The organism is Denitrificimonas halotolerans (assembly GCF_034259425.1).
GTDB lineage: Bacteria > Pseudomonadota > Gammaproteobacteria > Pseudomonadales > Pseudomonadaceae > Denitrificimonas > Denitrificimonas halotolerans.
This window is the reverse complement of sequence record NZ_JAXIVU010000002.1, coordinates 236351-250369: the sequence shown is the minus strand read 5'-3', so window position 1 is coordinate 250369 and position 14019 is coordinate 236351. Positions and strand designations below refer to the sequence as shown.

At 47.3% G+C, this 14019-nt stretch carries 13 protein-coding genes and 1 pseudogene; all 14 read left to right on the top strand.

Annotation, left to right across the window (positions count from 1 at the left end):
* Positions 1 to 168 precede the first annotated feature (168 nt).
* The 14 genes and pseudogenes from TOI97_RS03010 to TOI97_RS02945 all read left to right on the top strand — a co-directional run bounded on the left by TOI97_RS03010 (position 169) and on the right by TOI97_RS02945 (position 14019).
* Entirely contained in the window at positions 169 to 2103 is a 1935-nt protein-coding gene (locus TOI97_RS03010) for a TonB-dependent receptor domain-containing protein (RefSeq protein ID WP_321552642.1), read from the top strand.
* A complete protein-coding gene (gene cobN, locus TOI97_RS03005) occupies positions 2103 to 5945 on the top strand; it encodes a cobaltochelatase subunit CobN (protein WP_321552641.1) in 3843 nt (1280 codons plus the stop codon). Before TOI97_RS03010 ends, cobN begins: the two co-directional genes overlap by 1 nt.
* Entirely contained in the window at positions 5942 to 6430 is a 489-nt protein-coding gene (locus TOI97_RS03000) for a MotA/TolQ/ExbB proton channel family protein (RefSeq protein ID WP_205341688.1), read from the top strand. Before cobN ends, TOI97_RS03000 begins: the two co-directional genes overlap by 4 nt.
* Entirely contained in the window at positions 6418 to 6726 is a 309-nt protein-coding gene (locus tag TOI97_RS02995) for a DUF2149 domain-containing protein (protein WP_205341689.1), read from the top strand. Before TOI97_RS03000 ends, TOI97_RS02995 begins: the two co-directional genes overlap by 13 nt.
* Before the next feature lie 304 nt (positions 6727 to 7030).
* Positions 7031 to 7597 carry a PFGI-1 class ICE element type IV pilus protein PilL2 gene (gene pilL2 / locus TOI97_RS02990; protein WP_321552640.1) on the top strand — a complete coding sequence of 189 codons (567 nt, stop codon included), beginning with the start codon at positions 7031 to 7033 and terminating at the stop codon, positions 7595 to 7597.
* Entirely contained in the window at positions 7594 to 8358 is a 765-nt protein-coding gene (locus TOI97_RS02985) for a TIGR03759 family integrating conjugative element protein (protein ID WP_321552639.1), read from the top strand. The genes pilL2 and TOI97_RS02985 overlap by 4 nt, the downstream gene beginning before the upstream one ends.
* The gene (locus TOI97_RS02980; protein WP_321552638.1) at positions 8337 to 8888 is read left to right on the top strand and encodes a transglycosylase SLT domain-containing protein; all 552 of its coding nucleotides are present in this window, start codon (positions 8337 to 8339) and stop codon (positions 8886 to 8888) included. The genes TOI97_RS02985 and TOI97_RS02980 overlap by 22 nt, the downstream gene beginning before the upstream one ends.
* Positions 8885 to 9424 carry an integrating conjugative element protein gene (locus TOI97_RS02975; RefSeq protein WP_321552637.1) on the top strand — a complete coding sequence of 180 codons (540 nt, stop codon included), beginning with the start codon at positions 8885 to 8887 and terminating at the stop codon, positions 9422 to 9424. Before TOI97_RS02980 ends, TOI97_RS02975 begins: the two co-directional genes overlap by 4 nt.
* A gap of 11 nt (positions 9425 to 9435) precedes the next feature.
* Positions 9436 to 11511 (top strand): annotated as a pseudogene (gene traD, locus TOI97_RS02970) (type IV conjugative transfer system coupling protein TraD); the annotation flags it as partial.
* Positions 11512 to 11672: 161 nt separating this feature from the next.
* Positions 11673 to 12398 (top strand): TIGR03747 family integrating conjugative element membrane protein, encoded by a 726-nt coding sequence (locus TOI97_RS02965; protein WP_321552636.1) that lies wholly within the window; start codon positions 11673 to 11675, stop codon positions 12396 to 12398.
* A gap of 129 nt (positions 12399 to 12527) precedes the next feature.
* On the top strand, positions 12528 to 12899 hold the full coding sequence (locus tag TOI97_RS02960) for an integrative conjugative element protein, RAQPRD family (RefSeq protein ID WP_321552635.1): 372 nt from the start codon (positions 12528 to 12530) through the stop codon (positions 12897 to 12899).
* Positions 12896 to 13147, top strand: a complete 252-nt coding sequence (locus TOI97_RS02955; protein ID WP_321552634.1) for a TIGR03758 family integrating conjugative element protein — start codon at positions 12896 to 12898, stop codon at positions 13145 to 13147. The genes TOI97_RS02960 and TOI97_RS02955 overlap by 4 nt, the downstream gene beginning before the upstream one ends.
* A 27-nt stretch (positions 13148 to 13174) precedes the next feature.
* Positions 13175 to 13549 carry a TIGR03745 family integrating conjugative element membrane protein gene (locus tag TOI97_RS02950; protein WP_321552633.1) on the top strand — a complete coding sequence of 125 codons (375 nt, stop codon included), beginning with the start codon at positions 13175 to 13177 and terminating at the stop codon, positions 13547 to 13549.
* Positions 13550 to 13590: 41 nt separating this feature from the next.
* Entirely contained in the window at positions 13591 to 14019 is a 429-nt protein-coding gene (locus tag TOI97_RS02945; RefSeq protein WP_321552632.1) for a TIGR03750 family conjugal transfer protein, read from the top strand.

Here is a 14019-nt window from a genome sequence, read left to right as displayed (position 1 = left end):
TCGTCTTTGGTGTTGCTTTCAGGCTTTCGCCGTTGCTCTCTACATTACACAAAGATATTACGCCCTACCGCTCAACGCATTACCCATGCTGCTTTAAATATAACTTTACCTTGTTACGTTTTACCTGTATAAAGTGCAATAATATAACATTACATAAGTATATTTATAATGAATTGTTTCAAGAGAATCGGACTGTGCGGAGTATTGGTGTGTCAGGCGGGCTGGGCATTTGCGAACACTACAACCGATCTAGGTACCGTTGTAATTAGTGCTACAGCAACTGAGCAAGACTTGAGTAATGCGCCTGCCAGCGTCAGTGTCATTACACAACAAGCATTGCAAAAACGTCCCATACAGGATTTAAAAGACGCACTGCGTGGCGTCAAAAGTGCTCAATTCAGCGGCATAGGAATGTCGCGCCGAGGGATCAGCTTACGCGGTATGCCCAGTGAACATACCCTTGTGCTGATCAATGGTAAGCGCATTAATCCTTCAGCCGGCGCAATTGCACACTCTGACTTTGATTTAAACTGGATTCCCCTAGCCACCATTGAGCGTATTGAAGTGGTGCGCGGTCCTATGTCGTCTCTGTACGGTTCAGAAGCTTTAGGTGGGATTGTCAATATCATCACTAAAGCACCCAGCGAAGACTGGGCTGGCACAGTACGTTTAGCGGGGCAAAGTCCAGAACAACACGGTGGGCAGCAGCATCAGGTTAATGGATATATCAGTGGCGCCCTCATTCCTGACCGGTTGAGTCTCTCCTTAACCGGAGAAGTGCAGCGTCAGCAAGAAACACCATTCAGCAAAGATAAGCGTTTATCTGATTTAGAAGGCAACGACAATCATCATTTAGGCATGGCGCTACGCTGGCAATTAGACCCAACGCAAGACCTAACTTTTGACTACAGCCAAGGTCGTGAAGAACGCTGGCGTAATACAATAACGGCAGGCAAAGTCATTTCAGAATATGAATCGACAGATGTCTTAAAGCGTCAACAAATGTCCTTAACTCATGATAAAGACTGGTCCTGGGGGCACACTCAAGTTCGCGGCTATCGTAATCAATTGCAACGCGAGAACCATCGCAGCGCAGGACAAAAATCCAACGATCCGCAAAAAATCATCGGCAGCGTCGTTGATGGGCAAATCACCTTTGATCCTTTTTATCAGCATCGCTTAACCGTGGGCAGCGAATGGCGTAAAGAAGAATTAGAAGATCTCTCGGTGAATAGCCATGGACAGGATCAAGCCATTCACCGTGCTGTATTTCTACAAGATGAGTGGCAGCTGGCACAAGATTGGTCGCTTACGTTGGGCAGCCGCCTTGACCAGCATGAAGCTTTTGGTTGGGAACATAGTCCGCGCGCTTACCTTATGTATCAATTTAACCCTGACTGGCAAATGCGTATCGGAGCCGGCCGTGGCTATAAAGCACCGTCATTAAAACAACTGTCGGCCTCCTATAACAGTATCGGCGGAGGTGGGCGTTTTACGATTTATGGGAACCCCGATCTACAGCCAGAGACCAATACTACCTATGAGTGGGGAGTGGAATACCAGCAAGACGCTTTTACCTTTGGCACAACCCTTTTTGAAAACCAGCTCAATGATTTGATTCACACGCGCTGTACTGCTAATTGCGGCCAACGCGGACGTGAGCAACGCACTTATGAAAATATTGATCAAGCACGGATTCGCGGACTGGAGTTAGAGATGAACTGGGCCTTTCACTCTGATTGGCAATGGCATGGCAACTATACCTATTTGGATGCCAAGAATAGAACAGGCAAACACCGTTTAAGCGATCGCTCACGGCATCTCCTGAATAACACCCTGCAATGGCAATTAACCGAGCAACTCAATAATCAGTTACGTCATGAATATATCGGCAGCCAACTCACCGGCAGTCTTGATCAACAATATGAGTTACCTTCCTACCATTTACTGCATTGGGATATGAACTATCAATTGTCAAAAAATACCAGCGTACAAGCAGGTATTAGTAATTTATCCAATAAGCGTTTAAGCAACAGCAATGAACAGTTCGATTATACCGAGCCAGGACGCAGCTATCATCTCAGCATACAGGTGGGTTTCTAATGCGTTATTGGTTAGTGATTGGATTATCTGTACTCAGCGGTCTGGCCTATGCCACGCCAAAGGTCACCATCGTGGCCAGTGCTTTTGTGCTGGAGCATAAGTTCGAGCAGTTGCGGGCTATCGCAACTGCTCAAGATGTCCAGCTGGAGGTGCTGCGCCCTGACAGCCATACACAAAAAAATCAGGTGTTGCAGCAGCTTAACAGCAGTGATTTAGTCATCCTAGATACCCCACGGCCCAATGATTCAGAGCGGGTAACCGAGTATCTAGCGGATATGGCTTGGCAGCGTCAGCAGCCTTGGATGCAAGTGGGTGGCGGGCGTCCGCAATACGATGGTTTGCCTAAAGAGCTGGCTCAGTTCTGGCTGGATTACTATGCTTATGGCGGTGTAGAGAATATGCAGCAACTGTTTGCCAGCCTAGTTAAACACAGTAAAAATCAGCCGGTACTGACCTTGTCCGAATCAAAAAAAATACCACTGCAAGGCATTTATCATCCCCAAGCTGAGCAGTTTTTTACTGAGTTAGAGGATTACATTACCTGGGCTGAGCAACGGTATACAGCACCCCGTGCACTGGTGGCTTTTGCTATTAACGAGCAGCAAATCAGCGACATGCAAACCTCTGCCATCGATGAATTGATTCAGCGCAGCGAAGCGCAGGGATTGTTACCGGTTGTCTTCTGGTTTGATAGCGAACAAGCGACCGTTTTAACCGATTTTTTTGCTAAACATAAACCCCGCGTACTTATCAATATGCAGCATATGCAAAATGGTAATGCGCGCTTGCAGGAATTCGCAGCGCTCAATATTCCTGTGCTACAAACGCTAACCTACCGTGACGGTAATGAGCAGCAATGGCTGCAAGCCGATCAAGGTATACCGGCTCGTACTGTGGCGCCTTTTTTAAGCGTGACAGAAAGCTGGGGTCTCAGTGACCCGATGGTGACTGCTGCAGTGGAAGATGGGCGTGTGACCTTAATGGCTGCGCAGATTGACAGCGTGCTGCACAAGGCCAATCAGCTGATTAAGTTACAGCAGTTGCCCAACAGCGATAAAAAAATCGCACTGCTATTTTGGAACCACCCCATGGGTGAGAAAAACATTGCCGCATCGCATTTAAACGTTCCCCGCAGTCTAGTAGAAATCACGCAAGCTTTAACCCAAGCCGGATATACCGTGACAGCACAGAGTGAAACGGATTTTATCGACATTGCACAACAGCTTTTAAGTGGTGTTTATCACCCGGAAACTTTGCCTGATTTGTACAACCGAGGTTTGGCGAAAACCCTACCACTTGCAGACTACCAGCAATATTTAACCACGCTGCCCGAAGACGAACAGCGTGCGTTAGTCAATCGCTGGGGGCCTGCACAAAAGCACTGGGCACTGCACTCGATTGATGGTCAATTACAGTTTGTATTTCCAGCGATTAATCTTGGGCATTTAACTCTATTGCCGCAACCATCGCGAGCCGGCGATCCAGAGGCGTTCTATCATGATACAAAAGTCCCGCCTGATCATATCTACCTCGCGGCATACCGCTATCTAAATCAGCAGTCTATAAATGCCATTATTCACTTAGGTACACATGGCACACAAGAATGGTTGCCCGGTAAAGATCGAGGGCTCTCAGTGACTGATTATCCCTTTTTAACCGTGGGCGATATCCCAGTATTTTACCCTTATATTCAGGATAATATTGGCGAGGCCATTCAAGCTAAACGCCGCGGTCGTGCGGTGACTATCAGCCATCAAACCCCGCCCTTTGCGCCCGGCGGACTCTATGACGAGTTGCGTGACTTAAACCAGCTGATTGAGGAATATCAACAATTAGAGCTCGGTGCAGCACAGCAACAAACGCAGAATAAAATAATTGCGTTAGTCACTGAGCTCAATCTACATCAGGACATGCAGTGGCAAACGAGTCAATTAACCACTGAATTTGCAGCCTTCTTAGCCCAATTGCATGATCACTTACAGCTGTTAGCGCAAGAGGCTATTCCTTTGGGATTGCACACCTTTGGTGAGCCTGCCTCAGTCCAAAACCGCCTAACCACTGTGATGCAACAACTTGGCGGGCCCTACTATGCAACTCTAGAGGTTGATGCTCAGCAAGTGTTTGCAGTTGAGGCTGAGCAGATCACTGAGTCGCGACCCTACCAAGTATTAGCCGACTACATTTTAAATAAAAACGTACCGCAAGATGCATCATCCGCCCTGTTAACACTGCTGCAAGACGGTGCAAGTAACTTTGAAAATCTCTCAGACCCACAAGAGCTGCAAGCCTTACTTAATGGTTTAGCAGGCGGTTTTGTCTTGCCTGGAACAGGTGGCGATCCGGTTCGTAATCCACAAGTGCCCAGTGGCCGTAATATCTATGCTTTTGAAGCTGATAAAATCCCCACACAATCAGCATATAAGGCTGGGGGAACAGCATTGCTGGAGCTGCTTAAACAGCATCAACAACAGCACTCTGGCAGTACTCCAAAGAAGATTGCCTTTAGCTTATGGTCATCCGAGGCTTTACGCCATTTAGGTGTGGTAGAAAGCCAAATCTTACATGCCTTAGGCCTGCAACCACGCTGGGATCAAGGTGGCCGTCTTATCGCTTTAGATATTATTCCACGCCAGCAATTAGGTCGCCCGCGCATTGATGCCGTAGTCCAAGTCACCAGTGTGTATCGAGATCAATTTGATAGCTTTATGCACCTACTCGCTGGGGCCATTGAGCGCCTCAGTCAACTGGATGAAGATGACAACCCTATCGCACAGCACAGCAAACTGATTGAGCAGCAATTGCTCGATAACGGTGTGCAAAAGGAACAAGCCAAACAACTGGCTCAGATCAGATTATTTAGCAATCAGCCCGGCGATTACGGCACAGGCGTCTCTAAGCTAGCGATGGCCTCAACCGAGTGGGAAGACGATAGCGTTTTAGCTGAACAGTTTTTATCACGCATGCAGTACGCCTATGGAACTCAGCACTGGGGCGTTGCTTTAGCGGCAACACAAGGCAACTTATTTTCCCAGCAGCTTAAGGGTACTGAGCTAGCAATTATGTCACGCTCATCCGAGCTCAACGGTGTTCTCTCGACCGATCATCCTTTTGAGTTTCTAGGAGGCTTATCTCGCGCTATTGAATTTATAGATGGGCAAGCCCCCGATTTATATATTGCGGACTTACGTAAAACTCAACCCAAAATAACCAAGGCAGAACGATTTTTAGCTGATGAGTTACGCAGCCACTTTTTAAATCGGCAATGGATTGCCGCAATGCAAGCAGAAGGCTATGCAGGCACATTAGAAATACTCGATACCATTAACAATGTGTGGGGCTGGCAAGCTATGAATCAAAATATGGTGCGTGCGGATCAATGGCAAGAACTGCATGAAACCTTTGTTATGGATAAGCGCGATTTACAGCTTAACGAATGGTTTGAGCAGCATAACCCCAGTGCTCAAGTCCAACTCGTCGAGCGTTTAATTGAGGCGATTCGTAAAGGCTACTGGCCAGCCGACGAACTCACTCAGCAACAGTTGGTTGAGCGCTGGCAGGACTTAACAGAACTCACTGAAGAGTCGAATGGCGCACAACTGACTCGCGATTTTATCGATGAATTAGCGCTCGGATTTGGTTTGACTGCACCCACCACCACTCCAGGCAGCAGCCAAGCTGGCGAAACCGTTACGGGACAGCTACTAGAACCTATCCCTGCCCCATCAAACCCTACCACCCCATCTTTATGGAGCTATATATGGCTGCTGTTGCTCGCTGTCTGCGCAGCAGGAGCCATGTACCAGCATTATAATAACCAACAACGCCAAGGTGCTAAATCATGAATGCCCTAGAACAGAGCATGTATCAACTGTCCCATGTGTTTTTATACCCAGTATTACTGTTAATTATTTTATCTTTAACCTACGCGCTCTTTGCACTAGGCGCTTTTTTATGGGAAGCATGGCTACGCCAGCGAAAACGTTACACTTCAGTCTTACTCTCTTGGCAGGCAGAACATGGAGGAAGTAGCGATGACTTGGAACTGTTTATTTTAAAGCAATTGGAGTGGCTGCGTATTACCACGCGCAGTACCCCGATGCTGGGTTTAATTGCGACCATGATCCCCATGGGCCCTGCAATGTTGGCGCTCACTGAAAGCAACATTGATGGCGTGGGTGAAAACCTTGTGGTGGCCTTTAGTGCAGTAATTTTAGCCTTATTGAGTGCCAGTATAAGCTTCTTTATTTTAACCATCCGCCGACGATGGTTGTTGCAAGAGTTACGCCAATTTGAATGCTTGTCACAGGAGTCAGCATGCGCTTTTTAGAGCTCGATGATGCCGAAGATCCGATTGTCTCAGTGGTGAACTTAGTCGATCTTTTTTTAGTTATTATTGGCATTTTAATGATCGTTATCGTCACCAACCCTCTGAATCCATTGAAGCAAGGGAATGTTGTGGTGGTTGAAAACCCTGGAGAAGCTGATATGCGCATCACTGTTAAAGAGGGTAAAGAAATTACTCAGTATGAGTCGACAGGTGAAATTGGCCAGGGACAAGGAGCCAAAGCTGGAGTTACGTATAAAATGGATGACGGGCGTTTAATTTACGTGCCTGAATCATAAATATAGAATATTTGTTCGTATGACGCTGTTCAGTAAAATCGATTTAATTAGCGTGTCCATACTGCATATTCCAGGGGAAGAGCCCAGCTACATTATTGCTCTGAATTTCGATAACTCAGAAAACAAGCCATTCGCGGAAGCCTACCTAAAAACCGCACTCCACCAGTGAAAAAAGCCGCACATTTACAAAATGCGCGGCTTTTTATCCGAAAAACTTAATCCGCTTACTCGGATATCAGGTTGTTTCTGATTTATTTGAACTCACACGACATCATGCAAACTCCCATCATTCGGAGTGCTTAGCATGAACCTCAAAATAATTTTCTTTACCGGAGTGGCCTTAACTATTGTCGGCTGTGCCAGTAATCAACCGCAATCAACTGTTACCTATATCCCAGGGGGAGCCAAAAACCCAGAGCAACTCACTCCAGATATTTACCCCAAAGGCGCATTTAGTGAGCCCGAACCCGTTATCCGAGAAGGCCGTTACCGCATTGTGAGCACCCGGCCATCCGCTGAACAGCGCGATCTTTTGGCTCAAATTATTCAGTTCCAGACCACTAATCCGCATACCAACGTAAAGACAGCTCTAAATCAGATAACAGCAGGTTCAGGTTATAGCCTGTGTACAGCTACACCAGGTAACGCAATTGATACTCTGTACAAACTCCCGTTGCCAAAAGCCCACCAAAATATTGGTCCTATAACACTACGCAATGCCTTGCAAGTACTAGCTGGCCCTGCTTATCAGGTTGAAGTCGATGAGGCTCGTCGAGGCGTGTGCTTTAAAGTCCGCCCTGATTACACGCAAGCCCGACTCATCACTCACAAACGTCCCTCAAACACCCAAGTTGATGAGGCAGAAAAATGAAACGACTGGTTCTTGCCCTCGGGGTGATATTTTCAGCAAACCTACATTCAGCCCAATCAACCACAGTTGATAAAACCAATGTGGTGGAGACGACAGCAAGTAGTAACACATCTAACACTGAGCAGAGTTTTAGCGCTGCCCAGAAGGCACTCTCTTGGGGGCTTGAAGCAGATGAATGGAAGCGTTATGAAACCCTTATGGAGGGACCGCGCGGATACTGGAGTCCAGGCCTAGACCCTTTAACTGTTTTGGGTGTTGAAGCGAAAACTGATGTCGAACGTATGCGTTATGCAAGGCTACAAGTTATTGCTGAATTTAATCGCGTAGAGGGTGAATTGGCATACCAACGAGCCTATAACCAAGCGTTTAAGGAGCAGTTCCCTGGCAATGTTTTGATTGGTGAGGCTCAACCATCGCCTGATTTTCTCAAGCACCAACTGCCTTCAGGTGGGCTGCAAGAGATCCCCGTTACACTGTTTGTAAGCCTAGATTGTACACTGTGTAGTGCCGTTGTCAGCAAATTTGCTGGTAGTCAGAAACGAGTCGACGTGTACGTGATCGACGCTCCAAGTGATGATGCAATACGAGAATGGGCTGCAAGCATCGGTATTGAGCCGCAACAAGTGCAGCGTCGCCTGGTGACGCTTAATCATAATAAGAATGAGCTGAAACTGGTTACTGGTCAAGCTGCCGTCAAGCCTGAACAGCTTCCACTTGCTTTCAAAAGAGTCGGTCAGGCATGGCAAAAAATAGATATTTAGCTGTCGGTCTTGCCTGCGTTGTTACACAGCAAGTCTGTGCTGAACCAATACCCAGCGCATATCAGCTGATTGCTGCAGCACACCAAGTTCCACCTACTGTGCTTTATGCTGTAGCTACGCAAGAATCCAATCGTCGACAAAAATCAGGTCGTTATCGTCCGTGGCCTTGGACATTAAATGTGGCAGGGAAAAGCTATTACTACAACAGTCGTCAGACTGCATGTACAGCGCTGCACATTGCACTAAAGGCCCACAATGCCAAAAACATTGACGTGGGTATTGCTCAGATCAATGTCGGATGGAATCCAAACGCATTTAGAACTCCGTGCGACGGGCTAGATCCATACGCAAACCTCAACGTCGCTGCAAAACTTCTGCGAACCCATTACAGCAACTCAGGGAGCTGGGCGACAGCCACGGGTCTGTATCACTACCCAGCAGGCGGTCCAATCGCTGCACGTTATCAAAACTCAGTACAGCACCGCCTAGCAGCCATAAACCCAAAACACTCACATGAGACTCTGAAATGAAGCGCTTATTTTTATTGCTAGCCAGCTGTATTGCAGCCACCTCGACGACAATTGCGACAGCGAACACGCCAGAGACTCCAGAACGCCTAGAACCTCTGGTGATACAACGAGGCGGTGTTTCCGCGCTGCGTTACTACGATTCTTTAAGCGTTGATTCAGGTGAGAAAACTGTGAAACCGCTTCCTGATATACGCCTACAAAAGCCAGGACAGTTTTCGGCATTTCCAGTAACCAGCCAACTTACGCCAGGTGCAGTCCAGTCCAGAACTCTTAGTGCTAGCGGGCTAGTGCAACCTGTTTTCATGATCGGTTACGACAAGCTCTCTGCGCAATGGCTTTCAGAGCGCTCCAGCATTTTGAAACAGCTTAATGCTCTAGGACTTGTTGTGAATGTACCCACCGCTGCAGCAATGGCCGAACTGCAGACGATAGCTCCAGACCTGATGCTGCAACCAATACCTGGCGATGATTTAGCGAAACATATTGGCGTGAAACACTATCCGGTGCTCATCACTAAAACCAGCATTGAGCAATAGGGAGCAAAAGCATGGCCAAACATATCCTTGAGTCAAAACTACGTCCTGCCGTTGAGTTTTATACTGCATGGACCTGCTTCGGGGCGGCGGCATTGTGTGTCCATTCGCCGTGGGCCGTTGCGCTTGCTCCTAGTATGGGTTGGGCAGCTGGGGGTTGTTACGGCCTGATCGGAGCCATACGCTTTAAGCAAGGTATGGATGTCCTCCGGTATCGCCGCAACTTAAAACGTCTGCCAGTCTATGAAATGACCAGCAGTCAAATACCTGTCAGTAATAAATTTTTATTTATGGGTAAAGGATTTGAATGGACCCGCATTCATACCCAACGACTCATGGATGCCCAAGACCCACAGGCAGCACACTTTGTTGAGCCTTCAAAGCTATTTCGTACAGCCCGATCTCTAGAGAAGAAACTCGAAGGAACGACATCAATCCTGTCATTTATCCCGAAACTGACGCAGCTTGATTCACCTTGGAATCCTGTCCGTCCATTGCCACCCGTGGGTGGTTCGGCATTCATTCACGGAGTTGAACCAAACGAAAAAGATGCCTACACACCTCTTTCTGAGCGAGTTGGACACACGCTTGTCGTTGGTACAACACGAGTAGGAAAAACTCGGCTTGCAGAGGTTTACGTGACACAGGACATCCACCGGGGTGACGTAACAATTATGTTTGACCCCAAGGGTGATGCAGACCTTTTGAAACGGATGTACATGGAATGCAAGCGTGCAGGCCGCCAAAAAGAATTTTATGTGTTTCACTTGGGCTATCCAGAAATTTCGGCTCGATACAACGCCATTGGTCGCTTTGGGCGTATTTCAGAAGTCGCTGGACGGGTTTCAGGTCAACTGTCTGGAGAGGGCAACTCAGCGGCATTCCGCGAGTTTGCGTGGCGGTTTGTAAACATTATTGCAAAAGCACTAAACGAACTCGGACACCGGCCCGACTACATTCAAATTGCACGACACGTTGTAAACATTGATGAGCTATTCATTGAATACGCCCATATCGCTTTTGAACGAGCAGGTCATAAAAATGCCTGGGAAATTATTGTAGAAATAGAAAACAAACTGAACGACAAAAACATCCCCAGAAATATGCAAGGTCGTGATAAGCGAGTAGTAGCAGTTGAGCAGTACATTGCGCAAACAGGCTTTTACGATCCGGTGATGGATGGACTGCGTTCAGCGGTACGGTATGACCGGACATATTTTGACAAAATTGTAGCCTCGCTTTTACCGCTTCTTGAAAAACTGACAACAGGTAAAACAGCAGAGCTTCTGGCTCCCGACTATCTCGATATGACAGATCCACGCCCAATTTTTGACTGGATGCAAATCATCCGTAAACGGGGTGTGGTTTATGTGGGGTTGGATGCAATGTCGGACTCAACGGTTGCATCAGCCGTTGGTAACTCAATGTTTGCTGACCTTGTGTCAGTTGCTGGGCACATTTACAAGCACGGTATTGACGAAGGTGTACCTGGTGGATCTGGCCAAGACAAGATTCCGATCAACTTGCATGCAGATGAATTTAACGAACTCATGGGTGATGAGTTTATCCCTCTAATCAATAAAGGCGGTGGTGCCGGTATGCAGGTGACCGCTTACACTCAGACCATCAGTGACATCGAGGCACGAATTGGTAATGCGGCCAAGGCTGGTCAAGTAGTCGGTAACTTCAACACGCTGCAGATGCTACGTGTGCGTGAGACCAAAACCGCCGAACTGCTAACTAAACAGCTACAGAAAGTGAACGTGCTGACCAACACCTTGGTATCAGGTGCAACCGATTCTTCAGACCCAGACAGTGCCACAGACTTCACTTCAAGCTCACAAGACAGGGTCAGTGCCACCAGCATGCCACTGTTAGAGCCAGCCCATATCGTAAAGCTACCTAAAGGTCAGATGTTCTCACTGCAGGAGGGTGGCCAGCTTTGGAAAGTGCGTATGCCGCTACCAAAACCTGATCCAGACGAAAATCTGCCGGACAACCTGCAGGAATTAGCAATGCAGATGCGAAAAGATTATAACGAAAATGCAGGAGCATGGTGGAGCAGCAGCAGTGCAACCACAGCCACATCATTGGCTGGCCTAAACGGCCTCACTGGCTTCGAGTCATTAGGCGATGCATTTCACACTCTATCTAGGGATGGTACTGATTTCGAAAGTACTGATGATCATTACGACTATGATAGTGATGATGACACTGATGACCATGTTGACATGGATGATGGTGATTACTGATGGCTGAACAAAAAACCCAACAGCAGCCCCAAGAACCGAAAACCTTCGTCGGTAAAGCCTGGAGAATGATGTGGAAAGTGATCGGACTGCTACTTATTTCTCTCGTGATATCTTTGCTTATTGAATACGTTGGTATCGCCCTATGGTGGCCAGATGAGGGCTGGAAACATAGCAAAGACATGCTTGATACAGAACTAAGCTGGCTGGATGATGGTTTCAAACAGTCACTAATTCTAAGTTCCCCAGGTGCAACCATTGGCGTTATTCTTGACACCATATTTGATTGGTTGTTTGTCAAAACTGGCTTAGCCGATCTGTCTCGAAACGCACCGGCCATGGCAGCAAATAACGGTACAGCTGCTTACGTGGCCACTGCTTACCTTATTGCTGAGGACTACATCTTAGCAACGATGTTTGTCATCATGACCTTTATGATTCGATTGTCGATTCTAGTGCTTTCAATTCCTCTGTTTATTCTCAGCATTATGACGGCGTCAGTAGATGGACTAATGCGAAGAGATATCCGTAAGTTTGGAGCTGGGCGTGAAAGCAGCTTCATTTATCACCGAGCAAAAATGATGATCGTTCCGTTAATCTTTGCTCCTTGGGTGCTTTATCTAGCCGCCCCGATTTCCATACATCCTCAGTTAATCCTAATTCCTTGTGCGATTTCGCTTGGCGTGGCCATCGTCGTAACAATTGCCACGTTCAAGAAGTATCTCTAAGAACCACACAAGCAGAGCCAATTTTGACTGCAATTTAATCCGCTGCCACGAGTATCGGGTTTTTGCATTCTTTTTTTTTGAACCGCATAAAGTAGGTATCCATAACAGCACACGTGCGGAGCGACTGATATGGATACTTGTTTTCATTTTTCACGATTTAAAAAAATCACATTCACATTGGTCCTTAGCGGCCTGTTGTCCACACAAGCAATAGCCAGTGAGGTTTTTGAGCGTGAGCAACTTTCTCTCATTCTGAAGCAAGTAAAAAATGCACAGCGGATCACTGTTGCTGCACACGAAAAAATCACACCTACAGAAACTGAGCGCTTCTGGTTCGACTATGAAAGCCTGGAGCGTGATCTCAAAAAAATCCAGCTTGGCATTGAACATTACATGACGCCCAACCGCGCCCAGCCTCGGGAACTGCACGGAGAGCTGGCGAGTTCATACACTCGTGACAGGCGTGAACTCAACACTACTGCCTCAGAGAGCTCGAAATGAGCCTCACAGCAGAGCAACAAGCGGCATTCACAACTGCCGCCGGTGGAGCCGGGTCAGCAATGTTCTACGAACTGTTCTCCCTATTTTTAATGGCGCTCGCGTTGTTATGGGCTGCCTGGCTATTAATCAACACTTATCAAGCCTGGGTAAAGAGGAGGATTACTTTCGGCGATGCAGGGGGGGTTTATATACGAGCGACTCTTTTAATCATGATCCTAATTGCATTTTTTGCAAGATTTGCAACATAAAACTTACATAAATTGGAGAAAAATCAAATGCTAAAAATATTACAGAAAGTTAAAGCCACTGCAGGCAATACATTACTCATGTTGTTCTGCAGCATCGCTACAGCGCCTGTCTTTGCCAATGGAGGAAGCTTTGGTGGCGTTGACGCGAAAGAATTTTTGAAGGATGCAAAAGGGACTGCTGGTCAGGGTTTCAACTTCGCAGGATTGGTGGTGGCAGCATTAGGCTTTCTGGGTGTTGCCTACTATGCCATCGCGGTATTTAGCGAAGTGCAGAAAGGCAAGAAAACTTGGACAGATTTCGGTGCGGTAGCACTGGTCGGTGCAATCATGCTCGTTGTTGTTTTCTGGATGCTCGGAAAAATGGGCGGCATTAGCGCCCTGACTGGTATCAACGCCCAATAATTAACCCTTTACTAGATCAAATATGAAGCAAGGAGCGAAGTATGTCATCACTTGAAAAAGCCCCGGACGGCACTGTGCTATTTCTGCCGGGCCGCCTTGACCGAGATCCAACTGTCTTTAGAGGTATGACCTCGGATGAACTGTTTCTTGTAGGGGGAACAGGAGCAGCTATGGGCCTACCCTTAGGATTATTTCTAATGGCTTTGACCGGTGAGACTACTGCGCTACTCGCTTCAATTTTACTCATTGGACCCGGCATTGCGATTGTGTTCGGAGGTGGAATGATTCGCCGACTTAAACGCGGCAAGCCAAACACATGGATCTACCGTGTAGTCCAGTACCAGATGGCCAAAAAAGGATTCCCGATGGGGCAAGGAGCAGAGTTAATTTTACGTTCTGGACCTTGGTCAATTCGACGAGATGAGAAACATATTCAACGTAAATCAAACAATTCCAGTTTGGAGAGATAA